Raw genomic sequence first — 22,757 nt, 5'->3', positions numbered from 1 at the left:
CGCTGCACCCGATGTCTGCACAGGAGGAGCCATGCGTCGTCTGTTCGCCGGTCTCACCGCCGGCGCTTTCCTGCTCGCCGGGACGGCCTGCGGCTCGTCCGACGGCGGTTCGTCGGACGCGGGCGCGTCGTCCGGCGGGACCACCACCGTCAAGCTGGGGCTCATCCCCATCGTCGACGTCGCGCCGATCTATCTGGGCCAGAAAAAGGGCTTCTACAGCAAGCACGGCCTGAAACTGTCGATCTCCATCGCCCAGGGCGGTGCGGCGATCGTGCCCGGAGTCACCAGCGGGCAGTTCCAGTTCGGGTTCTCCAACGTGACCTCGCTGCTGGTCGCCCAGTCGACGGGCGTGCCCGTCAAGGCCGTTGCCAACGGCATCGCGTCGACCGGTGTGGAGGGCAAGGACTTCAGCGCCCTCATGGTGAAGAAGGGCAGCCCGATCAAGTCGCCCAAGGAGCTCGAGGGCAAGAAGGTCGCCATCAACTCTCTGAAGAACATCAACGAGACCGCGGTGCGCGAGTCGGTGCGCAAGGCGGGCGGCGACCCCGACAAGGTGAACTTCGTCGAGCTGGCCTTCGACCAGATGCCCGCGGCCCTCGACGGCGGCCGGATCGACGCCGCGAGTGTGGTCGAGCCCGCGCAGGCCACCGTCAAGAGCCAGGGCGGCACCGTGATCGCCACGCCGATCGTGGACGTGGCGAAGGACACCACGGTCGCGCTGTACTTCACGTCGGCGCAGTACCTGCAGCAGAACCCCGACGTGGTGAAGAAGTTCAAGGACGCCACCGCCGAGTCCCTCGCGTACGCCGAGGCCCACCCGGACGAGGCCCGCGAGATCATCACGACGTACACGAAGATCCCGGCGTCGGTGCTGACGCAGGTGACGCTCCCGAAGTGGCCGGCCGATCCGAACCGGGCCTCCATCGAGGCGCTGGCGAAGCTCGGCGAGCAGGACGGTCTCTTCAAGAAGACCCCCGACGTGGACGCGCTCCTGCCGTGAAAGGTGAGAACGCGGCCCTGGGCGCCGCCGGGCTCGCGGCCTTCCTCGCCCTCGGCGAGGCGGTGCCGCGGCTCGGCCTCGTCAAGGAGGAGTACTTCCCGCCGACCAGCCGCATCGCCGACGCCCTCGCGGACGAACTCGCCGACAGCGCCTTCTGGTCGGCGCTCGGCGACACCCTCACCGGCTGGGCGCTGGGCCTGGCGATCGCGGCCTGCGCGGGCGTCGTCGCCGGGGTGGTGATCTCCGTGGTCCCGTATCTGCGCGAGGCGACGGCCTCGACGATCGAGTTCCTGCGCCCCATCCCCTCGGTCGCGCTGATCCCTCTTGCGGTGCTGCTGTACGGCTCCGAACTGCGCTCGGTGCTCCTGCTGGTCGTGTACGCCTCCTTCTGGCAGATCCTCATCCAGACCCTGTACGGCGTCCAGGACGTCGACCCGGTCGCCGAGGAGACGGCCCGCTCGTACGGCCTCGGCACCTGGGCGCGCGTGAGGCACGTGCTGTGGCCGACCGCGCTGCCGTACGTCATGACGGGCCTGCGGCTGGCCGCGGCGGTCGCCCTGATCCTCGCCATCACCGCCGAACTCGTCATCGGCGCACCGGGGTTGGGCGCGCGGATCGCGGTCGCGCAGAACTCGCAGGCGGTCCCGGAGATGTACGCGCTGATCGTGGTCACCGGTCTGCTGGGACTGCTCATCAACGTGGGCGCGCGTACCGTGGAGCGACGGGCGCTGGCCTGGCACCAGTCGGTGCGCGGGGAGGTGGCGGTATGAGGCGCGTCCTGCTGCGGCTGCTCTTCGTACTCGCCCTGCCCGCGCTGCTCGTCGCGATCTGGTGGCTCGCGTCCGACAACAGCACGGACGTGTTCTGGCCGCCCCTGCGCACGATCATGCGGACCTTCCCCGACGTGTGGACCGCCGAACGGCTCCAGGACGACGTCCTGCCCAGCGTGCTGCGCCTGACGGGCGGTTACGCCCTCGCGGCCGTGGTGGGCGTGGCGGCCGGCACGGTCATCGGCTCCTACCGGCGCGTGCGCGCGGTGTGCGAACCGGTCCTGGAGTTCCTGCGGGCCGTGCCGCCGCCGGTGCTCGTGCCGGTCATCATGCTGTTCGCGGGCATCGACGACACGATGAAGGTCACCGTGATCGCGAGCGGCTGTGTCTGGCCGATCCTGCTCAACACGGTCGAGGGCGTCCGCGCGGTCGACTCCGTGATGGCCGAAACGGCACGCTCGTACGGCATCAAGGGGCCCGCGCGTCTCACCCACCTGGTGCTGCCCTCGGCGAGCCCGCAGATCTTCGCGGGCCTGCGCCAGGCCCTGTCCATCGGCATCATCCTGATGGTCATCAGCGAGATGTTCGCGGCCAGCAACGGCCTCGGTTTCACCGTCGTCCAGTTCCAGCGCAGTTTCGCGATCCCCGACATGTGGACCGGGATCCTCGTCCTCGGTCTGCTCGGGTTCCTGCTCTCCGTCGTCTTCCAGCTGGTCGAGCGGCGGGCTCTGGCCTGGTACCACGGCCTGCGCGCCTCGGCCCGGCGGTCCCCTTGAGTCCCGTGAAAGGGCGGTCCATGCACGCACTCGCCGTATCCGGCCTGCAGAAGGTCTACGAGGGGTCCGGCCGCCGCGTCGAGGCGGTGCGCGACCTCACCTTCACCGTCGATGCCGGCGAACTCGTCTGCCTCGTCGGCCCGTCGGGCTGCGGCAAGACGACCCTGCTGAAGTGCATGGGCGGACTACTGACGCCCACCGACGGCGAAGTGCTGCTGGAGGGCCGGAAGGTGAACGGCCCGCCGCCCGGGATGGCGTTCGTCTTCCAGGAGTACGGACGCAGCCTGTTCCCCTGGATGCGGGTCGCCCAGAACGTCGAACTCCCCCTGAAGCAGAAGGGCTTGAGCAAGTCGCGGCGCCGGGAGCTGGTCGCGGACGCGCTGGAGTCGGTCGGGCTCACGGACGCCGCCGACGCCTACCCCTGGCAGCTGTCGGGCGGTATGCAGCAGCGCGTCGCCATCGCCCGCGCGCTGGCGTACGAGCCCCAGGTCCTGCTGATGGACGAGCCGTTCGCGGCGGTCGACGCGCAGACCCGCGCCGACCTGGAGGACCTCGTACGGGGGCTGTGGCGGGAGCGCGGGATCACGATCCTGTTCGTCACCCACGACATCGACGAGGCCGTCTACCTGGGCCAGCGGGTGATCGTCCTGTCCTCCTCCCCCACCGTGGTGCGGGAACAGCTCAAGGTCGATCTGCCGGACGAGCGGGACCAGTTGCACACGCGCGTGGCCCCGCGCTTCGCCGAGCTGCGGACCCATGTGTACGAGCAGATCCAGGCGGCCAAGCGCGGGGCGGGTGCCGTCAAGACGGATACGCCTCCGCCTCGCTGACCCGGACGGCGCAGCGGGCAGGGTCGCGTGCCGCGTTCGTCTCAGCCGCGGGCCGCCCACAGGCCGCGGACGTGGCCGATGTGCCGGGTCATGACCTCGCGTACCGCGTCCTCGTCGCGGGCCAGCAGCGCGTCGAGGAGTTCGAGGTGCTCCTCGGCGGAGGCCAGCAGGCGGCCCCCTTCCAGCAGCGCGGTCAGGCCGTAGAGGCGGGAGCGCTTGCGCAGGTCGCCGACGACCTCGACGAGGTGTGCGTTGCCCGCGAGGGCGAGCAGGCCGAGGTGGAAGCGGGTGTCGGCCTCGACGTACGCGATCAGGTCACCGGCCACCGCGGCCTGGACGATCTCCCGGGCGGCCGGCCGCAGCGCCTCCAGCGAGACCGGGTCGGCGGCCTGGGCGAGCTCCACCACCGTGGGGATCTCGACGAGGGCGCGGATGTGGGTGTACTCGTCGAGCTGCTTCTCGGAGACGGCGGTGACCCGGAAACCCTTGTTGGGGACGGTGTCGACGAGGCCCTCCTTGGCCAGGTCCAGCATCGCCTCGCGAACCGGCGTCGCGGAGACGCCGAAGCGGGCGGCGAGCGTGGGCGCCGAGTAGACGTCGCCGGGGCGCAGCTCACCGGCGATCAGCGCGGCCCGCAGCGCGTCCGCCACTCGCTCGCGGTAGCTGCTCTTCTTGCCCCCCAGCGTGGGCAGGGCGGGAGCGGCGGCGGACGGGGCGCTGGTGCGCTGGGCGGCCATGGGGTGTCTCCTAGCTGTGCAATGTCACGCGACAGCCGTCATTGTCCTCGACGTCCGGAGCGTCTGCCGAAGCGTCTGCCGGAGCGTCTAGAGGACGAATCCGGCCGGGAACGGGTCGGTCGGGTCGAGCAGGTACTGGGCGGTGCCCGTGATCCAGGCACGGCCGGTGAAACTGGGCAGGACGGCCGGGATTCCGGCGACCTCGGTGGTGCCGAGGAGCCGGCCGGTGAAGTGCGTGCCGATGAAGGACTCGTTCAGGAACTCGGTGTTCAGGGGAAGTTCGCCCCGTGCGTGGAGCTGGGCCATGCGTGCGCTGGTGCCGGTTCCGCAGGGCGAGCGGTCGAACCAGCCGGGGTGGATCGCCATCGCGTGCCGTGAGTGGCGGGCGGTGGCGCCGGGCGCGAGCAGGTGGACGTGGTGACAGCCCCGGATGGACGGGTCCTCGGGGTGGACGGGTTCCTCCTCGGCGTTGATCGCCTCCATGAGGGACAGGCCGGCCTGGAGGATGTCGTCCTTGCGGGCGCGGTCGAAGGGCAGTCCGAACTGCTCCAGTGGCAGGATCGCGTAGAAGTTGCCGCCGTATGCCATGTCGTATGTCACGGTGCGTCCGTCGGCGAGGGCGATCTTGCGGTCGAGGGCGACGGAGAAGGACGGGACGTTGTTCAGGGTGACCGCCGTCGCGGCGCCGTCCTGGACCGCCACCTCGGCGACGACCACTCCGGCCGGGGTGTCGAGCCGGATCGTGGTGACCGGCTCGACGACCTCGACCATCCCGGTCTCGACTAGCACGGTCGCCACCCCGATCGTGCCGTGCCCGCACATGGGCAGATAGCCGGAGACCTCGATGTAGACGACACCCCAGTCGCAGTCGGGGCGGCTGGGCGGCTGGAGGATGGCGCCGCTCATCGCCGAGTGTCCGCGCGGCTCGTTCATCAGGAGCTGCTTGATGTCGTCGCGGTGCTCACGGAAGTACAGGCGCCGCTCGTTCATGGTCGCGCCGGGGATCGTGCCGATGCCGCCGGTGATCACCCGGGTGGGCATGCCCTCGGTGTGCGAGTCGACGGCGTGCAGGACGAGTTTGCTGCGCATGACGCTCCTGGTGGACGTGGGATGCCGACGGGGCCTGCCTACGCGAGTCCGGCCGCGACCGCCTTCTCGGTGGCGGCGCGGACGGTGGCCTCCTGCTCGGGCAGCAGCGGGACGCGCGGCGGGCGCACCGGGCCGCCGTGGCGGCCGACGATGTCCATGGACAGCTTGATGGCCTGCACGAACTCGACCTTGGAGTCCCAGCGCAGCAGCGGGTGCAGCTGCTCGTACAGCTTCCGGGCCGTGCCCAGGTCGCCGTCGACGGCCGCGCGGTATAGCGCGACGCTCGCGGCGGGCAGCGCGTTCGGGTAACCCGCCACCCAGCCCTTGGCGCCCGCGATCGCGAGCTCCAGCAGCACGTCGTCGGCACCGATCAACAGGTCCAGTTCCGGGGCGAGTTCGGCGAGTTGGTAGGCGCGGCGGACGTCGCCGGAGAACTCCTTGACGGCGTGGATGTACCCCTCGCCGTGCAGCCTGGCGAGCAGTTCGGGCACCAGGTCGACCTTGGTGTCGATGGGGTTGTTGTACGCCACGATCGGGATGCCCGCCTCGGCGACCTCGGCGTAGTGGGCGAGGACGGAGCGTTCGTCGGCGCGGTAGGCGTTGGGCGGCAGCAGCATCACGGCGGCGCAGCCCGCGTCCTTGGCCTGCTCGGCCCAGCGGCGGGCCTCGGCCGAGCCGTAGGCGGCCACGCCCGGCATCACGCGCTCCCCGCCGATGGCGGCGACGGCCGTCGCGACGACCTTGGCGCGCTCCTCGGGGGTGAGCACCTGGTACTCGCCGAGCGAGCCGTTCGGTACGACGCCGTCGCAGCCGTTGTCGACCAGCCAGGTGCAGTGTTCGGCGAACCTGGCGTGATCGACGGAGAGGTCGTCGTTCAGCGGGAGGGCGGTGGCGACGAGGACGCCGCGCCAGGGGAGGGGCTCGGTGGTGGTCATGCGGGATCCCATCTTCATAGGGTGTGACATTTTACTGGTCCTCGGACTCCCCGGCGTGGGCCAGCACCCCCAGCGGCACGGGGCGCGCGAACGGCCGCCTGGACGGCGTGGGCTCGCAGCCGGCGAGTCCCGCGACCGCGGGCCCGCACACCCGGCCCTGGCACCAGCCCATCCCGGCGCGCGTCAGCAGCTTCACCGTGCGCAGGTCCCCGGCGCCGAGTTCCGTCACGGCCGCGCGGATCGCGCCGCCGGTGACCTCCTCGCAGCGGCAGACGACGGTGTCGTCGGTGACCTGCTCGGTCCAGTGCGCGGGCGGCGCGTACACGCTGTCCAGCGCGGTGAAGAAGGCCCGCAGCCGGGTACGGGTCCGCGCGGCCGCCGCCCACGCGCGCAGGTCGGGTCCGGTGCCGCGCAGACGGGCCGCGGCGGAGCGTCCGGCGATGTGCCCCTCGGCGAGGGAGAGGGCGGCGCCGCCGATGCCGGTGGTCTCGCCCGCCGCCCAGATACCGGGGACGCTCGTGCGCTGTTCGTCGTCGACGTGGACGTCCGTCCCGTCGAGGCGGCAGCCCAGTGTGTCGGCGAGATCGGTGTGCGGCAGCAGGCCGTGGCCGACAGCGAGGGTGTCGCAGGGGATGCGCCGCGCGGTGCCGGGCCGCCCGCGCCCTTCGGCGTCGAGCGCGGCTACGGTGACCGCCTCCAGCCGCTCGGTGCCGTGCGCCGCGACGACGGCGTGCCCCGTGAGGAGCCGCACGCGGTGACGCAGCAACCGGGCCGCGTACCGGGCGCCTTCGGCGACCTTGCCCGGCTGGGCGGCCAGCGCGCGGCTCCGCCGTACGAACGCCTTGGGGCCGGCGGACTCGACGAGGGCGGCCACCTCCACCCCGGCCGCGGCGAGGCCGGTCGCGACGGGCAGCAGCAGCGGTCCGGTTCCGGCGACGACGGCGGTGCGGCCGGACACCGCGAGGGTGCCCTTGAGCATGGCCTGGGCGCCGCCCGCGGTGACGACGCCGGGGAGGGTCCAGCCGGGGAAGGGCAGCACCTTCTCGTAGCCGCCGGTGGCGAGGAGGACGGCGTCGGCGCGGACCTCGACGGGCTCCTCCTGTTCGGGGCCGAGCAGGGCGTGCACCGTCCATCCGTCGTCGTGCCGCTCGACGAACCAGACGTGATGATCCGCCAAGTGCCTGACTACGCCTGCCTCCACGTGGGTGCGCAGGCCGTCCCGCAGCCGCTCCCAGGCCCGCCACTGGTGGTGCAGGGCCTGCGGGCGGCGGGCGCGCAGTTCGCTCGCCGGCTGCCGGTAGAACTGGCCGCCCGCCTCGGCGGCCGAGTCGAGGAGCGTGACGCGTACGCCGTGCGCCGCCGCGGCGACGGTGGCGGCGAGACCGGCAGGCCCCGCGCCGATCACCGCGAGATGCGGTACGGCCGCTTTCCGTTCCCGGTCAGTCATCGTGGCCCGTCCCCTCCTGCGTACGGATGGCGTCGCCCGGCCGCAGGGGCACCAGGCAGGCCCGCTGGTTCGGGCGGTCGTTGACGGTGACCAGGCAGTCGAAGCAGACGCCGATCCCGCAGAAGATCCCCCGCGGGCGGCCCGCGCCGCGGGGGGTGCGCCAGGAGGTGACGCCGGCCGCCCAGAGCGCGGCGGCGACCGTCTGGCCGGGCAGTGCCTCGAGCTCACGGCCGTCCAGGGTGACCGTGAAGGCGGGGCCGGGCCGGGCGTCGGCCAGGTCCAGGGGGGAGCTCACGCGGCCTCCTCGGTGAAGCGGTCGGGCCGGAACGGCGTCAGGTTCAGGTCGGGGGTCTTCGCGGTGAGCGCCTGCGCGATCAGGTGCCCGGTGCCGGTGGCGAGGCCGATGCCCGCGCCCTCGTGACCGCAGGCGTGGTACAGGCCGGGGACGCGGGGGTCGGGGCCGATGGCGGGCAGGTGGTCGGGGAGGTAGGGCCGGAAGCCGAGGTAGGCGCGCAGGGCGCGGATGTCCGAGAGGAAGGGGAACAGCCGGGTCGCACCCGCCGCCAGGGCGCGTACGACGGGCAGCGAGAACGTCCGGTCGAAGCCGACCCGTTCCCGGCTCGCGCCGATCAGGACCGGCCCGGCCGCCGTGCCCTCGACGACCGGCGAGGTCTGCAGCGCGGCCGAGTCGCTGGCCACGTCGGCCACGTAGTCGGCGGCGTACACCTTGTGGCGGACCATGCGCGGGAGCGGTTCGGTGACGAGGACGAAGCCGCGGCGCGGCAGGACGGGGAGAAACGCTCCGGCGAGGGCGGCCAGGTCCGAGCCCCAGGTGCCCGCCGCGTTGATGACGGCGGGCGCGTGGATGTCCCCCTGGTCGGTACGGACACCGCGCACGGCTCCGGCCGCGGTGCGCGGTACGCCGGTCACGGTCCGGCCGGTGAGCAGGCGGGCGCCCGACGCGCGGAGCAGGTGGGCGGCGGCCAGGGCGGGCATCACCTGGCTGTCCTGGGGATAGTGGACGGCGCCCGGCAGCCCCGGAGCGAGGTGGGGCTCGAGCTCGTACAGCGCGTCGCCCCCGACCGGTTCGGCGACCACTCCGGCGCCGCGCTGTTCCGCGGCGAAGCGCTCCAGTGCCGCGAGTGAGCCGGGCGAAGAGGCCACGACGACACCGCCCTTGGCCTCGTACTCGACGAACGTCCCGAATTCCTCGGCCAGTTCGCCCCACAGGCGCCCGGACAGCAGTGCGAGGTCCAGCTCCGGCCCCGGTGCCTTGTCGGAGACCAGCAGGTTGCCCTCACCCCCGCCGGTCGTACCGCCGGCCACCGGGCCGCGGTCGACGACGGTCACGTCCAGCCCGGCCCGGGCCGCGTACAGGGCACAGGCGGCGCCGATCATTCCGGCTCCGACGACCACGACATCGCAGGTCAGTCGCTCACTCACGTCAGTACTATGTCACATGCTTCTCTGTCTGGGAACGGCGCCGCACCACACAGGACCCGACGGAGGACATCGCAGCAGAACGGGGCGGAAGACCGCTGTTGACGAGGCGCCGTCGGCGACCTGAACGCCGACGGTGCCTGTCAGACCTCGGGGGCGGGCACCACGCTGAGGTGGCCCGCCGTACGGCGCGGACGCACCGTCCGGCGCGCCGGCGCCGCCGGGCGGCGGGCGGGGCGCAGGACCAGCGTCAGCCGGGTGTAGCCCATGTCGGCCAGGGTCCTGGGCGTCTCGTCGACGACCCGGCACTCGGTGGCCCCCCAGCGCGGGTCGGGGTGCGTCAGCGGGCGGACCGCGCCGTCGTGCTCGACGGCCTGCTCGCCGACCGCGCGGATCCAGTGCGGCAGACCCTGCCGGTAGGCGGCCTCCATGAGGGGGTCCTGGGCGATGTCCCGGCGGATCGACTGGAGGCCGTGGTCGTGGCCGTGCCGTTCCACGGCGGCGGCGAAGTGCGCCAGCATCGGCAGGCACCAGCGCGACTCGTGCTCGCCGAGGATGGTGCTCGCGTCCGGGTGGAAGAGCACGAACCTCAGGAAGTTCTCACCCGGCATCGCCGTCGGGTGCGGGCTCACGTCGCGGAAAAGTGACGCGAAAGCCGTGTTGGCCAGGACGACGTCCCAGCGGTGGTCGAGAACGACGGACGGGAAGGGGACGGATTCCAGGAGGGTGGCGTAGTCCTGGAGATACGCCTGGGCCTCAAGACTCTCGGGGACGGGCCGCGGTACCGACCGCTGCCCACCTGCCTGATATGCCATCGGGAGGTCACCCCTCTTGCCTATGCGGCCTTCTCGCGGCCTTGTTGATCCTGGTGCCCCGACGCAAGTCGTGTCAACTATCGTGGCATTCCATGCTTGTTGACGGCTGAAATTGGCCACAGTTGTGGCGAGACCTGGATGTAAGTTCGAACAACCCGCTACTCTCCGGGAAGTTCACGGCAACCGCTTGTGAGAAGCCAGTGAGAAACGTAGGAGATCTGTCGGTGTCGGAAGGCTTCGAGGGTCCGGGCGACGTGGCGTCGACGGTGCTGCCGGCCGTCGTCGCCCGTGTCACCGCGCTCGCGGACCGGCTCGGGGTGCCGCACGCGGAGGTCTTCGACACCGGCCGGCTGTCGGTCGCCTCCGGCGTGACCGAACCCGTGGTCAAGGCCCTGCTGAGCGGCCGGCCCGCGGGCGAGCCCGATGTCCAGGCCCGTTTCCTGCAGCGCCTGGACCTGCTGCGCCGCACCCGGCTCAAGCCGAACGGCCGCAAGCACACCCAGCAGGAGATCGCCGACGGCGCCGGCATGTCCCGGCAGCAGGCGGGGGCGCTCATCAACGGCGACCGGCGTCCCACCATGGAGCACTGCGACGCGATCCAGCGCTTCTTCCGGGTGCACGCCGGCTTTCTCACGGCCGAGGACCCCGAGGCGCTGGCGGGCACCCTGCAGCGGACCGAGCAGGAGCTCCTGCAGAAACTCGCCGACCGTGAACGCGAGGCGGCGGCGGTCGCCGACGATCCGCTGGAGCGGCTGTTGCAGGACCACGGCGTCCGCGGGATCGCCTGGCGGGCCGCACAGCTGCCCACCGACCAGCACCGCGACAAGGTGGCGGAATGGCTGGACATGCTCTTGGAAAGCGTCAAGCGGCCCGAGTCGTGATCCGGGGGAGAACTGTGGGCATCGGTAAGGAAATGCGCCGCCTGAGCGGCGAACTGGTCGCGGAACTGACCCTTCCGGCACCCGCGCGGCCCGCGGACCTGTACGGCGCCCTGTGCGGCGCGATGAGCAGACGGCGCGGCCGCCCGGTCCACTTCCGTACGTCCGCCTTCCCGCCCGGCACCGCCAGCGGGCTGTGGCTCGACATGGCCGACCAGGACCTCGTGGTGATCGAGGAACGCACCGCGCCCGACCACCAGTTGGTGATCCTCGGCCACGAGCTGTGGCACATGAAGGCCGGGCACTGCAGCCACCACGTCGAGGGCGCGGCGGTCGCCGCCCGCTTACTGTGCGACGACGCGGACCTGCAGGCGACGGTACTGAAGGTCGCCGCCCGCAGCCGCTTCGACCGGACCGACGAGAAGGAAGCCGAACGCTTCGGCCTCCTCCTCGCCAGCAAGTGCCGCACCTGGCTCGCCGGTTCGTCACTGCGGGGCCCGGTGCAGCGCGATCACCTGGCGGGCCGCATCGAGGCGTCGCTGGGCTATCTGGGACCGCAGGGCTGACGCCCTGCGGACACTCACGTAGCGCTGCGTTCGCTCGCCTCGCGCAGATCGCGCTCCACCGCGCGGTTGCGGGCCGAGTCCGGGCCGCCCGCCGAGGTGCCGGGGCGGCCCGAGCAGAGCAGGTCGCGCCAGTGCTCGCGGCTCCAGTGGGCCGGTTCGGTGCCGGCGGTGAACTCCTCGACGAGGGCGACGAAGCGGGTCGGGTCGGTGTGGAACGGGAAGTGGCCGGCCTGCTCGAAGATCTCCAGGCGGCTGCCCGGCATCGCCTCGTGCGCCCCGTAGGCGTGCCGTACGGGCACCACGCTGTCCCGGTCGCCCCACAGCAGCATGGTCGGCATGCCCTCGGTCAGGTAGCAGCGGTCGAGCATGGTCACGACCTGCCCGCGCCAGTCGACGACCGCGCGCAGGGTGCGGATGAAGGCGTTGCGGGAGGTCTCGTCGGGCAGCGCGTCGACGAGGGTGAGCAACTCGGGGGCGTCCTGGCCGAGGTCGGTGTCGAGGAGCTTCATCAGGCGTACCGCAAGGCCGACTTGGAGGCGCATGCCGGGCAGGCGCAGGCCGGAGAGCATGAGGTGGGCGCCGGGCAGGGACACCAGCCGCAGGACGGGGTTGACCTCGCGGCCGACACCGCCCGCGCTGACCAGGACGAGCCGTTCGGTGCGCTCGGGGAACTGGTAGGCGAACTGCATCGCCACGCCCCCGCCGAGCGAGTGTCCGAGGAGGGTCGCGGACTCGATGCCGAGGGTGGTGAGCAGGTCGCGCACTCCGTTGGCGTACGCGGCCACCGAGTAGTCGGCGCGCGGCTTGTCGGAGTCGCCGTGGCCGAGGAGGTCGGGGGCGATGACGGTGTGGGTGCGGGCGAGGTCCGGGATCAGTTCGGCCCAGGTCGCGGAGGAGTCCCCTATGCCGTGGATGAGAACCAATACCGGCCCTTGGCCGGCCATGCGGAAGGCACGGCGGTAGCCGTGCACGACGCGGTACTGCAACTCGAGTTCTGTGTCGCTCACCGAGCGCAGCCGTACGGTGCGCGCGGGGCGATGTCGCGGGGCGTCGACCACGCGCTCGCCTCCCGTTCCCATGGCCGCGGCCTGGCGGCCGAAAGCCCTTCCCTCCAGCGTAGGGGCGCATTCCCCCGGGGGATTTCGGTGAGGTTTCGCCTCCGCTAAGCGGGCGAACCGACGCCTACCCCGGCCCGATTGTCAGTGGCGGGCGGCAAGCTGGAGGGGCGCCGCCGATGTGGGGGCGCACGACCGACGACGCCGACCCGGGGGAGCCGACCGATGCCCACCGCCGTACTGACCGACCGCGAGCGCACCGCCGTACAGGCCTATCTGCGGCTGTTGCACACCGTGCGCGCGGCTTTCGACGTGTCGTCCGGCTCGCCGGAGGCCGGCCGACCACCCGTGGTCCCGCCCGCCGTGCTCGCCGAGGCGGAGCAGGCCCTGGCCCGCGCGGGACTGGCGGGCAACGAGGAGGCGTTCTTCCGGCTGCTGCACACCTGGTGCCCGCCGGACGCGTAGTGAGGGGTCAGCCGTGCCGCACGAAGGCCGTCAGGCGTGCGGCACGGCGACCGCCGTCGCCACCAGCCCTCGCCCGGCGGTCCAGCGACCGTCGAAGTGCCCGAGCCGCCGGCCGCCCACCCATGGCCCGGGCACGAGGAGTTCGGCGCGGAAGGTGCCGCCCAGCCGTGCTCCGGGGGCGACGAGGATCTCGATGTCGGCCTCGCTGAAGTCCAGCCACTGCCCGGTGAGGGGGAACCACGCCTTGTAGACGGATTCCTTGGCGCTGAACAGCAGCCGGTCCCAGTGCGTGCCGGGGTGGTCCCGGGCGAGCCGGAGCAGCCGGTCGCGTTCCGCGGGCAGCGACACCGAGGACAGGACGCCGTCCGGGAGCGGGCCGTCCGGTTCGGCGTCGATGCCGAGTGAGGCGAGGTCGGTGGCGCGGACCAGGGCGGCGGCGCAGTAGCCGTCGCAGTGGGTCATGCTGCCGGTGAGGCCGGCGGGCCAGCGCGGGGCGCCGCGTTCCCCGGGCAGGACGGGCTGCGGCGGCACGCCGAGCTTCTCCATGGCCCGGCGGGCGCAGCCGCGTACGGCGGTGAACTCGCGGCGCCGTTTGGGCACCGCCTGGGTCAGGACGGCCTCTTCCTCGGGGTACAGCCGCGTGTTCCCGGCCTCCTCGTGGCCGTACGCCTCCACGGCCACCACCGTGGCCGGCACCAGTTCCTCGATCACCGGGCCCCGACCTCCCTGGGCACGATCCGGCGCAGCCGCCCCGGCGGCTCCTGGCGGGTGCGCCACTCGCGGGGGTATCCCACGGACACCTCTTCGAAGCGGACGCCCTCGTGCCAGGTGGTCCGCGGTATGTGGAGATGGCCGTAGACCATGGTCTCGACACGGAACCTGCGGTGCCAGTCCGCGGTGCCGGTGGTGCCGCACCACATGGCGAACTCGGGGTGCCACAGGACGTCCGTGGGATGCCGGTCCAGGGGGTAGTGGTTGACGAGGATCGTCGGCAGGTCGTCGGGCAGGGCGGCGAGCCGGCGTTCCGTCTCGGCGAGGCGGGCCCGGCACCAGGCCTCGCGGGACGGGTACGGGTCGGGGTGCAGCAGGTACTCGTCGTTGCACACGATGCCCGTGCCGTGCGCGTACTCCAGTCCCTGTTCCTTGGTCGCGCAGCCGGCCGGCAGGAAGGAGTAGTCGTACAGCAGGAACAGGGGGGCGACGACGACCGGGCCGCCGGGGCCGTCCCACACGGGGTAGGGGTCCTCGGGTGTCGTCACGCCGAGTTCCCGGCACAGGGCGACCAGGTGGTCGTAGCGGGCGACTCCGCGCAGGGTGACGGGGTCCTTCGGATGGGTCCACAGTTCGTGGTTGCCGGGGGCCCAGAGGACCTTGCGGAAGCGGCCGGCGAGGGTTTCCAGGGCCCAGCGGATGTCGGACACGGTCTCCGAGACGTCGCCGGCCACCAGGAGCCAGTCCTCGTCCGTCTCGGGGCGCATCCTCTCGACGAGGGCGCGGTTCTCCTCGTACCCGATGTGCAGATCGCTGATAGCCAGCAGCTGCCCGGCACCGCCGACCGTCGACGTCACTTCTCCCCCTGTGAGCATCCGAAGAGGTCCACGACAACACAGGGGCCCTCGCGAGGACAAGACCGGACCGGGTCGGCCGATCTTCGGCGGACCCCGCGACACGCGCCGATCATGCCCCTCACCACGGTGTCAGCATGATCGGAAAATCCGTAACACGCACGTTGCACGCGGCACCCCTTCAAAGCCGTATGATCGCCCCAACACCACCCGCCCATGAACGCCCCTCGCACGGGGCGGTTCGGTGTTCCTCCAACCACCCTGCCCGGGCACGGGCGAGCTCCGCCCTGCCCGCGAACCGTGAAAGGCGGCCTGCATGGTCTCTCGCGTACGCGTCTGGCTCAACCGCACGTACGCGGAGAACGTGTTCTTCATGGATCAGCTGCGGCGAAATCCCAGCGACCGCGCCGTCGAGATCCATGCAACGCACGGCGACGCGGACTCCCCCGTACTGGCCGCGGCCGACACCGCCGACCTGGAGCCGGAGGGCCTGTCCCCGGCCGCGTACGTCGAGTACGCGCTCGACCAGTGCACGCGGCGCGGCATCGACGTCTTCGTGCCCCGGCTGCACCAGTCGGCGATCGTGGCGCACCGCGCCGACTTCGAGGCGGCCGGTACGGCGCTGCTGGCACCGCCCCCGGAGGCGGTGGCCGTCTTCCACGACAAGGTGATCGCCTACGAGGCGGTCCAGGCGATCGGCGCGCCGGTTCCGCCGTGGTGGCGGGTACGCGACGCGGACCAACTCGTCTCCGCCGTCGAGGAGTTGGAGGCGGGCGGCCACAAGGCGTGCTTCAAGCCGGCGTCCGGTGCGGGCGGGGTGGGCTTCCGCGTGATCACGCGCGCCCCCTTCTCGCTCATGCACCTCAACGGCTTCCCGAGCCCGTACGTCCCGCTGGACGTGGTCCTGGAGGCCCTCAAGCAGGCCGACGCGGAGGGGGAGGAGCCGGTCGACTGGCTGGTCATGCCGCGGCTGGAACAGCCGGAGGTGTCGGTGGACTGCCTCACCGGCCCCGACAACCGGATCCGGCTGGCCATCGGCCGCACCAAGAACGGCCGCCGACGCGGGTTCACGCTCGCCGAGCAGTGGCTGGAGCCGGCGCGGCGGATCGCAGAGGGCTTCGGGCTGCACTACCTGTCCAACATCCAGTTCCGGATGTTCGGCGGGACGCCGGTCCTCATGGACGTCAACACGCGCCCGGCGGGCGGGCTGCACCAGCTGGCGCTGTGCGGGGTGAACGCCCCTTGGGCGGCCGTGCAGTTGGCGCTGGGCGAGGACCCGGGCGAGATCGTGCCGCCGTTCCTGGGCCAGGACTACACGGTGGTCTCGGGCCCGCGCCAGCTGCGGCCGGTGTCCATCCCCCAGCAGCGCGCGGAGGTGCACGACCCGCTCCCGGCGGTCCCCGCACCGGCCCCGCAGCAGGCGGAGCAGGTCACCGCGGAGACCGACGCCACGGCTTCCGCGACAGCCTCGGCCTCGGCCTCGGCTTCCGCTTCGGCCATCGCACCGGCCTAGCCCTCACCGTTCCGCACCCACCTCATCCGCGCCGACCGCACTTTTCGGCGGCACGGGTGAGGACCGGTGCGAACCCCGCCGTCCGGGTGCCGAGGCTGCGGGCGTGGGCCGGTTCACTCGGCCGGATAGCCCCATTTCCTGGCCAACTCGCCCAGCCGGGGCGGCGGTTCGAACCCGGGGTGGGATGCGCGCGCGGGCCGGATTCGGCCCGACGTGAACCGCTGATTCCGTCCGTGACCTGGTGATTTACCGTTCTCTTAATTCTTCATGGGAACTGTCCCCAGAGGTGGGACCTCAGAAGCGTCCCGACCCGCGGTACAGCTCCACCTCCCCGTCCAGCTCGACCGCGAGGACCGTGGCGTGCGGGTCGAGGTCGGCCGCGGCGGGCGGGTCGATCCACAGCACGCCGACGGCCTCGTGGAGTCCGCCGACGACCCGGTGGGCGAGTTCGGTGCCGGTACCGAGGACGGTCACCCTGCGGACCGGCGTGACCAGGCCGCGCACACCGATCTCGGCGCGCGGGATGTCGTACAGGGTGAGGTAGAGGGTGCGGCCGTCGGCGGAGAGGGTGCTGGGCCCGTAGTGGTGGCCGGCCGGCAGCCCGCGCACCGTGCCGTACACGGCCTCGGAGTGCTTGCGGATCCACTCCCCCAGGCCTTCGAGGCGCTCGACCTGCGGCTCGGGGATGGTGCCGTCCTCCATCGGGCCGACGTCGAGGAGGAGGTTGCCGCCCCCCCCGATGGTCTCGGTGAAGTAGCGGATCAGCTGGGTGAGCGACTTGTGGTTGTGGTCGTGGTGCTGGTAACCCCACGAGTCGTTGATCGTCAGGCACAACTCCCAGGGGCCGTCCGGGGGTTCGATGGGGGCGCCCTGTTCGGGAGTGGCGTAGTCGCCCTCGCTGAGCATGCGGGCGTTGAAGACGACGTCGGGCGAGTACGAGCGGATGAGCGCGGCGAGTTCCCTGATGCGCCACTGCTCCTCGCTGCGGTCCCACTCGCCGTCGAACCACATGAGGTCGGGCCGGTAGCGGGAGGCCAGTTCACGGATCTGGCCGTCGCGGTAGGCGATGAACCGCTCCCAGGCGTCGAGGTCCTCGAACTCGGCCGCGACCTCGGAGTAGCGGTTGTCCTCCTGCTCCGGCGGGCGGCCCGGCTTGCGGGTGGAGGCGTAGTCGGGGTGGTTCCAGTCCGAGTGCGAGTAGTACAGGCCGACCTTGAGGCCCTTCTCGCGCAGGGCGTCGGCGTAGGGGCCGATGTAGTCGCGGCCGAGGTTGAGGTCGCCGTACGCGCTGTCCCACAGGGCGACGCCGTCGTGGTGCCGGCTGGTGAGGACGGCGTACCTGGCGCCTGCCCGGGCGAAGAGGTCGGCCCAGGCGCGCGGGTCGTAGTTCGCGCCGGTGAAGCGGGCGAGCTGGGACATGTACTGGTCGTGCGGCACGATGTCGTCGTAGAACGACCAGGACTCCTGGACGCCGTCGACGGCATAGATCCCCCAGTGGACGAAGATCCCCAACTTGGCGTCGGTGAACCACGGCTGCATGGGCACGGCTGAACTCCTCGTCAGGGCAAGATCACTTCGGGAAAAGGGGCGGGCGCGGTGAGCGTGCCCGCCCCTGGGGGCCGGTCGCTACCGGCCGGTGGCGCCGCGCCGCAGACGGAGCGTCAGGACCTGGAAGGGGCGCAGCGAGACCGCGATCGCGCCGTCGCCGTCGATCTCCGCTGCCTCGTCGGGCAGCGGCCGCTCCAGCAGGTCGGTGACCTGCGCGCCGGCGAGCGGGAATCCGGTGCGCAGCACGCCCCGGGCGCGGCCGCCGCGCGACTCGTACAACCGCACGACCACGTCGCCGGACTCGTCGTCGGCGAGCTTGACCGCCTCGACGGTCACGCCGTCGCCGTCCACGGACACCACCGGCTCGGGTGCGCCCGCCGCGTCCGCGACGCGCAGCGGCAGGTTGAGGGCGTAGCCCTCGGCGACCGCGTCACCGATCGTGGCGCCCGGGAGGAGGGAGTACGTGAACGTGTGCTTGCCCTGGTCGGCCTCGGGGTCCGGGATGCGCGGGGCGCGCACCAGGCTGAGGTGGACCGAGGTGGTCGTACCGCCGTCCTCGCGGACCGTGCGGGAGACGTCGTGGCCGTAGGTGGAGTCGTTGATGACCGCGACGCCGTAGCCGGGTTCGCCGATGTGCACCCAGCGGTGGCCGGAGACCTCGAAGCGGGCCGCCTCCCAGCTGGTGTTGGTGTGGGTGGGGCGCTGGACGTGGCCGAACTGGATCTCCGCGGAGGAGTGCGCCGCCCGGACGTCCACCGGGAAGCCGGCCTTGAGGATCTTCTCGGCCTCGTGCCAGTCGATCTCGGTCTCGAAGTCGATGCGGGGGCTGTCGGCGCGGAGGGTGATGGTCTGCGTGAGCGTCGAGCCCTTGCCGAAGGACCGCGTGACGCGGATCGCGCCGAGCAGGGGGTCGGCCGAGACGACCTCGACGGAGTCGGGGGACAGGAGATCCGTGTAGCGGTTCTTGTAGTGCTTGTCGATGTCCCAGGCGTCCCAGTAGTTCGGGAGGTCGGTGTGCAGGCGGAGCAGGTTGCCCTTGTCGGCCAGCACTTCGCGGTTCGACCGCAGATCGTAGACAGAAGACAGTGTGCCGTCTTCCGCAACCTGTACACGGACCAGACCGTTGTCGAGGACCAGGCCCTTTGCCTTCACCGGCTGCGCGGGCTCGGCGTCGGTCAGGGGCGCGCTGCCGCCCGCGGGCACCTCCACGTACGCCGGTGTGCCGTCGGCCGTACGGACGACCTCCGCCCGGTCGCAGGGGCTGGTGTTGAACACGCGGGTGCCACCGGTGCCCAGGGCCGCGACCGCCTCGGCCGTCAGCGCCTCCAGTTCCTCGGCCACCCGCGCGTACTCGGCCTCCGCCTCGCGGTGCACCCAGGCGATCGAGGAGCCCGGCAGGATGTCGTGGAACTGGTGCAGCAGGACCGTCTTCCACAGCCGGTCGAGCTTCTGGTACGGGTACGCGTAGCCCGGCGCGTGCAGCGCGGCCGTCGTCGCCCACAGCTCGGCCTCGCGCAGCTTGTGCTCGCTGCGGCGGTTGCCCTGCTTGGTGCGGGCCTGGGAGGTGTAGGTGGCGCGGTGCAGTTCCAGGTAGAGCTCGCCGTTCCAGACCGGCGCCTCCTCGTACTCCTCGCGGGCCTTGGCGAAGAACGCGTCGGGGTGCTCGATGACGACCTTGGGCGAGCCCTCCAGGTCGGCGAGCCGGCGCGCCCGTTCCATGATCTCGCGGGTGGGGCCGCCACCGCCGTCGCCCCAGCCGAAGGGTGCCAGCGAGCGCGTACCGCCGCCCTTCTCACGGTAGTTGCGGACCGCGCGGTCCATCTCCTCGCCGCTGAAGCGGGCGTTGTAGGTGTCGACCGGCGGGAAGTGGGTGAAGATGCGGGTGCCGTCGATGCCCTCCCACCAGAAGGTGTGGTGGGGGAACTTGTTGGTCTGGTTCCAGGAGATCTTCTGGGTGAGGAACCACTCGTTGCCGGCGAGCTTGGCGAGCTGCGGGTAGGCCGCGGTGTAGCCGAAGGAGTCCGGCAGCCAGACGCCCTTGGTCTCGACGCCGAAGTGCTCGATGAAGAACCGCTTGCCGTGGATGAGCTGGCGGGCCATCGCCTCGCCGCCGGGCAGGTTGCCGTCGGCCTCGACCCACATGCCGCCGACCGGGGCCCACTGGCCCTTCTTCACCGAGTCCTGGATGCGGGACCAGACCTTCGGATAGTTGTCGCGCACCCACTCGTACTGCTGGGCCTGCGAGCAGGCGAAGATGAAGTCCTCGTACTCGTCGGCCAGGGACGTCACGTTGGAGAAGGTGCGGGACGTCTTGCGCTTGGTCTCGCGGATCGGCCACAGCCAGGCGGAGTCGATGTGGGCGTGGCCGACGCCGGAGACGGTGTGGGCGCTGGCGTGGGCGGGCCGGGCGAGGACGGGGGCCAGCACCTCGCGCACGGCGGCGGCGCTGCCGGACACGTCGTCCAGGTCGAGGGTGTCCATGGCCCGGTCCAGGGCGTGCATGATCTCGTGGCGGCGCGGCTCGTGCTCGGCGAGGTGGACCATGAGTTCGGTCAGCACCTGGAGGTCCAGGTCGAGGTGCCAGACCTCCTCGTCGAGGACGGCGAGGTCGGCGCGCTGGAAGGTGTACAGCGGCTTGTCGCCCGCCGTCAGGATGTCGCCCATCGGGGTCGGGGCCGAGAAGTTGTTCGCGAGGATGTCGGGGTTGGAGGCCGCCTCGACCAGGTAGTCGATCACCTCGCCGCCCGTCGCGGGGTTGGCGATCGCCACGTACTGGTTGAGCGGGTTGACGGCCTTCAGAGGCGTCCCGTCCGTGAGGTGGACCAGCGCCTCGGCCTGGTTGCCGGGCCAGTCGCCCACGAAGCCGAGGTCGATGACCGCCTCGACGCGCTTTCCGGCCCACTCGGCGGGGACCTGCCCGCGCATCCGGAACCAGGTGGTGCCCCACGGCGGGCCCCACGGGGTGTCCATCGCGAAGGGCTCGTAGGGCGCGGCGGCGGCCTCCGCGAAGGGCACCGGCTCCCCCGGCGCCTGCCAGGCCTCGACCTCGAAGGGGACGGTGGCCGCGTAGATCGCGGGCTTGATGCGCTGGGTGTGGACGCGCTCGACGCGCTCCTCGATCCGGCGGCGTTCGTCGTGCATGAAGATCTCCAGGAACCAGGGAAGCCAGAAGGGTTGGAAAGCGCTTACCGAGCGCGCTCAGTCAAGGTACGCGAGACCGGGGTGGACGTCGGTGTACCCCTCGACCAGGCGCCGGGCCACGTTGACCGAGTCGACCAGCGGGTGCAGCGCGAAGGCCTTCACTGCCGTCGCACGGGAGCCGGACTCGGCGGCGGCCAGCACCTCCCGCTCGACGGCCTTCACCGAGCAGACCAGGCCGGTGGCGTGGTCGGGCAGCGGGGCGACGGCGACCGGGTGCGCGCCGTTGGCGTCGACCAGGCAGGGCACCTCGATGACGGCGTCCGCGTCGAGCACCGCGAGGGTGCCCTGGTTGCGGACGTTGAGGATCAGGGTCGTGCGCTCGTCGCGGGCGATGGCCCGCATCAGGGCGAGGGCCACCTTCTCGTAGCCGCCGGACAGGTCGTCGGCGTCGCGCTCGCCGGCACCCGCCGTCTCCCGGTTCTCTGACATGTAGGTGGCCTCGCGCTCGGCGCGGGTGCGGTCCCAGGCGGTCAGGGCGGCCGCGTCGGGGCGCTTCATCTCTTCGTAGAAGCGGGCCTGCTGGTCGGCGAGGAAGGCGCCGCGGGTCTTCTCGGCCTGCTGGTAGGCGCGGACGGCTTCCCGGTTGAAGTAGTAGTAGTGCAGGTACTCGTTGGGGATCGCACCCAGGGACCGCAGCCAGTCGACGCCGAAGAGCTTGCCCTCCTCGAAGGAGCCGAGCAGATCGGGGTCGGCGAGCAGACGCGGGAGCTCGTCGCGGCCGGCGACGCGCAGCCCGCGGACCCAGCCGAGGTGGTTGAGGCCGACGTAGTCGATCCAGGCCTCGCGCGGATTCGCGCCGAGCACGCGGGCGATACGGCGGCCGAGGCCGACCGGCGAGTCGCAGATGCCGATGACGCGGTCGCCGAGGTGGCGGGACATGGCCTCGGTGACCAGTCCGGCCGGGTTGGTGAAATTGATGAGCCAGGCGTCGGGGGCGAGGCGGGCCACGCGGCGCGCGATGTCGACGGCGACGGGGACCGTCCGCAGACCGTAGGCGATGCCGCCCGCGCCGACGGTCTCCTGGCCGAGGACACCCTCGGCCAGCGCCACCCGCTCGTCGTGGGCCCGGCCCTCCAGACCGCCGACGCGGATCGCGGAGAAGATGAAGTCGGCGCCGCGCAGGGCCTCGTCGAGGTCGGTGGTGGCGGTCACCTTGGGTGCGTCGGGTACGCCGACGGCCTGTTCATCCAGTACACGGGCGACTGCATACAGTCGACTGTCGTCCAGATCGTGCAGAACGACTTCCGTGACCCGGCCCTCGGCGCGGTCCGTCAGCAGCGCCCCGTACACGAGCGGCACCCGGAATCCGCCGCCGCCCAGAATCGTCAGCTTCACGCCGCACCCGCCTTTCCTCGTTCGTCCACCAGGACCACGTCGACGCCCGCCTCCTCCAGGGAGGACCGGGTCGCCGCGTTCACCGGCGCGTTCGTCACCACCGCGTCCAGGTCCCCGGGACCGCAGACCTGCGCCATGCCGGTACCCGGGAACTTCGCCGAGTCGGCGAGCAGGACGACCTTGTCACTGGCCTTGATCATGGCCCGTTTCACCGGGACCTCGACGACCGTCGTGTCCATCACCTGCCCACCGGGGCGCACTCCACTGGTGCCGAGGAAGAGCCAGTCGGCGTGCAGCTGGCGCAGGTTGTCCTCGGTGAGGAAGCCGACCAGGGAGCGGTACTCGCGGCGGACCATGCCGCCGAGCAGCACCAGCTCGATGCCCTCGTCGTCGGCGAGCTCCTCGTAGACCACCAGGTTGCTGGTGATCACGGTGAGGCGGCGGCCGTGCAGCCGGCGGGCCAGGCGGTAGGCGGTGGTGCCGATGTCGAGCAGCACCGACTGACCGTCGGCGACCATGGCGGCGGCGTGCTCGGCTATGGCGTCCTTCTCGGCCACGCGCACCTCGGCGACCTCGGCGAAGGGCTGGTCGCCCTCGTCGGCCACGGCGCCGCCGTGCACCCGTGTCAGCAGGCCGTCCTCCTCGAGTTTGACGAGGTCACGTCTGACCGTGGCGGGGCTCACGCCCAGCTGCTCGGAGAGATCGGTCACGGCCGCGGGCCCGCCGGAGCGAAGGACCCGCAGGATGAGTTGATGTCGTCGTTCTGCCAGCACGACGTGAACACTACTCGTC

General features: G+C 71.8%; 22 protein-coding genes. 8 read left to right on the top strand and 14 right to left on the bottom strand.

Features of this window, described 5'->3' with window-relative positions; all coding sequences use genetic code 11:
- Positions 1-31 precede the first annotated feature (31 nt).
- From QFZ76_RS41200 to QFZ76_RS41185, 4 genes are read left to right on the top strand one after another with little or no spacing between them, the layout of a single operon-like run.
- Positions 32-1,000, top strand: a complete 969-nt coding sequence (locus tag QFZ76_RS41200) for an ABC transporter substrate-binding protein (RefSeq protein WP_307678450.1) — start codon at positions 32-34, stop codon at positions 998-1,000.
- Positions 997-1,770 (top strand): ABC transporter permease, encoded by a 774-nt coding sequence (locus tag QFZ76_RS41195; protein WP_266450275.1) that lies wholly within the window; start codon positions 997-999, stop codon positions 1,768-1,770. Before QFZ76_RS41200 ends, QFZ76_RS41195 begins: the two co-directional genes overlap by 4 nt.
- Positions 1,767-2,546 carry an ABC transporter permease gene (locus QFZ76_RS41190; protein WP_307678449.1) on the top strand — a complete coding sequence of 260 codons (780 nt, stop codon included), beginning with the start codon at positions 1,767-1,769 and terminating at the stop codon, positions 2,544-2,546. The genes QFZ76_RS41195 and QFZ76_RS41190 overlap by 4 nt, the downstream gene beginning before the upstream one ends.
- 20 nt (positions 2,547-2,566) lie before the next feature.
- Positions 2,567-3,376, top strand: a complete 810-nt coding sequence (locus QFZ76_RS41185; protein WP_307678448.1) for an ABC transporter ATP-binding protein — start codon at positions 2,567-2,569, stop codon at positions 3,374-3,376.
- Positions 3,377-3,417: 41 nt separating this feature from the next.
- On the opposite strand, the gene QFZ76_RS41180 is transcribed toward QFZ76_RS41185, so the two are convergent.
- From QFZ76_RS41180 to QFZ76_RS41150, 7 genes are all read right to left on the bottom strand, one after another.
- The gene (locus QFZ76_RS41180; protein WP_266450269.1) at positions 3,418-4,113 is read right to left on the bottom strand and encodes a GntR family transcriptional regulator; all 696 of its coding nucleotides are present in this window, start codon (positions 4,111-4,113) and stop codon (positions 3,418-3,420) included.
- An 87-nt stretch (positions 4,114-4,200) separates the two neighbouring features.
- Positions 4,201-5,202, bottom strand: a complete 1,002-nt coding sequence (locus tag QFZ76_RS41175) for a proline racemase family protein (RefSeq protein WP_307678447.1) — start codon at positions 5,200-5,202, stop codon at positions 4,201-4,203.
- A 38-nt stretch (positions 5,203-5,240) separates the two neighbouring features.
- Complete coding sequence (locus QFZ76_RS41170) at positions 5,241-6,137, bottom strand: dihydrodipicolinate synthase family protein (protein WP_307678446.1); 897 nt, start codon at positions 6,135-6,137, stop codon at positions 5,241-5,243.
- Positions 6,138-6,168: 31 nt separating this feature from the next.
- Positions 6,169-7,584 carry an FAD-dependent oxidoreductase gene (locus QFZ76_RS41165; RefSeq protein ID WP_307678445.1) on the bottom strand — a complete coding sequence of 472 codons (1,416 nt, stop codon included), beginning with the start codon at positions 7,582-7,584 and terminating at the stop codon, positions 6,169-6,171.
- The gene (locus QFZ76_RS41160; protein WP_307678444.1) at positions 7,577-7,879 is read right to left on the bottom strand and encodes a (2Fe-2S)-binding protein; all 303 of its coding nucleotides are present in this window, start codon (positions 7,877-7,879) and stop codon (positions 7,577-7,579) included. Before QFZ76_RS41160 ends, QFZ76_RS41165 begins: the two co-directional genes overlap by 8 nt.
- A complete protein-coding gene (locus QFZ76_RS41155; RefSeq protein WP_307678443.1) occupies positions 7,876-9,027 on the bottom strand; it encodes an FAD-binding oxidoreductase in 1,152 nt (383 codons plus the stop codon). Before QFZ76_RS41155 ends, QFZ76_RS41160 begins: the two co-directional genes overlap by 4 nt.
- 140 nt (positions 9,028-9,167) lie before the next feature.
- Positions 9,168-9,839 carry a hypothetical protein gene (locus tag QFZ76_RS41150; RefSeq protein WP_307678442.1) on the bottom strand — a complete coding sequence of 224 codons (672 nt, stop codon included), beginning with the start codon at positions 9,837-9,839 and terminating at the stop codon, positions 9,168-9,170.
- Between the two features lie 224 nt (positions 9,840-10,063).
- On the opposite strand from QFZ76_RS41150, the gene QFZ76_RS41145 reads away from it, so the two are divergent.
- The gene (locus tag QFZ76_RS41145) at positions 10,064-10,720 is read left to right on the top strand and encodes a helix-turn-helix transcriptional regulator (protein WP_307678441.1); all 657 of its coding nucleotides are present in this window, start codon (positions 10,064-10,066) and stop codon (positions 10,718-10,720) included.
- Between the two features lie 32 nt (positions 10,721-10,752).
- Positions 10,753-11,283, top strand: a complete 531-nt coding sequence (locus QFZ76_RS41140; RefSeq protein WP_266450254.1) for a toxin-antitoxin system, toxin component — start codon at positions 10,753-10,755, stop codon at positions 11,281-11,283.
- 14 nt (positions 11,284-11,297) lie between these two features.
- Here QFZ76_RS41140 and QFZ76_RS41135 read toward each other — a convergent pair whose 3' ends face one another.
- A complete protein-coding gene (locus tag QFZ76_RS41135) occupies positions 11,298-12,362 on the bottom strand; it encodes an alpha/beta fold hydrolase (RefSeq protein ID WP_307678440.1) in 1,065 nt (354 codons plus the stop codon).
- A 201-nt stretch (positions 12,363-12,563) separates the two neighbouring features.
- Between QFZ76_RS41135 and QFZ76_RS41130 the strand changes: the two genes are divergently transcribed.
- Complete coding sequence (locus QFZ76_RS41130; RefSeq protein ID WP_266450251.1) at positions 12,564-12,803, top strand: hypothetical protein; 240 nt, start codon at positions 12,564-12,566, stop codon at positions 12,801-12,803.
- A 30-nt stretch (positions 12,804-12,833) separates the two neighbouring features.
- Here the strand turns inward: QFZ76_RS41130 and QFZ76_RS41125 are convergent, their stop codons facing one another.
- Positions 12,834-13,514: a 4'-phosphopantetheinyl transferase gene (locus QFZ76_RS41125; RefSeq protein WP_307678439.1), complete on the bottom strand. Its 681-nt coding sequence runs from the start codon at positions 13,512-13,514 to the stop codon at positions 12,834-12,836.
- A complete protein-coding gene (locus tag QFZ76_RS41120) occupies positions 13,511-14,371 on the bottom strand; it encodes a metallophosphoesterase (RefSeq protein WP_307678438.1) in 861 nt (286 codons plus the stop codon). The genes QFZ76_RS41125 and QFZ76_RS41120 overlap by 4 nt, the downstream gene beginning before the upstream one ends.
- Positions 14,372-14,684: 313 nt before the next feature.
- Between QFZ76_RS41120 and QFZ76_RS41115 the strand changes: the two genes are divergently transcribed.
- The gene (locus QFZ76_RS41115) at positions 14,685-15,881 is read left to right on the top strand and encodes an ATP-grasp domain-containing protein (protein ID WP_307678437.1); all 1,197 of its coding nucleotides are present in this window, start codon (positions 14,685-14,687) and stop codon (positions 15,879-15,881) included.
- A gap of 294 nt (positions 15,882-16,175) precedes the next feature.
- Here the strand turns inward: QFZ76_RS41115 and QFZ76_RS41110 are convergent, their stop codons facing one another.
- From QFZ76_RS41110 to QFZ76_RS41095, 4 genes are all read right to left on the bottom strand, one after another.
- The gene (locus QFZ76_RS41110) at positions 16,176-17,426 is read right to left on the bottom strand and encodes an alpha-L-fucosidase (RefSeq protein ID WP_307678436.1); all 1,251 of its coding nucleotides are present in this window, start codon (positions 17,424-17,426) and stop codon (positions 16,176-16,178) included.
- Positions 17,427-17,507: 81 nt separating this feature from the next.
- On the bottom strand, positions 17,508-20,570 hold the full coding sequence (locus QFZ76_RS41105) for a glycoside hydrolase family 38 C-terminal domain-containing protein (protein ID WP_307678435.1): 3,063 nt from the start codon (positions 20,568-20,570) through the stop codon (positions 17,508-17,510).
- Positions 20,571-20,627: 57 nt separating this feature from the next.
- Entirely contained in the window at positions 20,628-21,965 is a 1,338-nt protein-coding gene (locus tag QFZ76_RS41100; RefSeq protein WP_307678434.1) for a 6-phospho-beta-glucosidase, read from the bottom strand.
- Complete coding sequence (locus tag QFZ76_RS41095) at positions 21,962-22,738, bottom strand: DeoR/GlpR family DNA-binding transcription regulator (protein WP_307680282.1); 777 nt, start codon at positions 22,736-22,738, stop codon at positions 21,962-21,964. Before QFZ76_RS41095 ends, QFZ76_RS41100 begins: the two co-directional genes overlap by 4 nt.
- Between the last annotated feature and the right edge of the window lie 19 nt (positions 22,739-22,757).

Source organism: Streptomyces sp. V4I2 (assembly GCF_030817655.1).
GTDB lineage: Bacteria > Actinomycetota > Actinomycetes > Streptomycetales > Streptomycetaceae > Streptomyces > Streptomyces plumbiresistens.
This window is presented reverse-complemented; position numbering and strand designations above follow the sequence as displayed.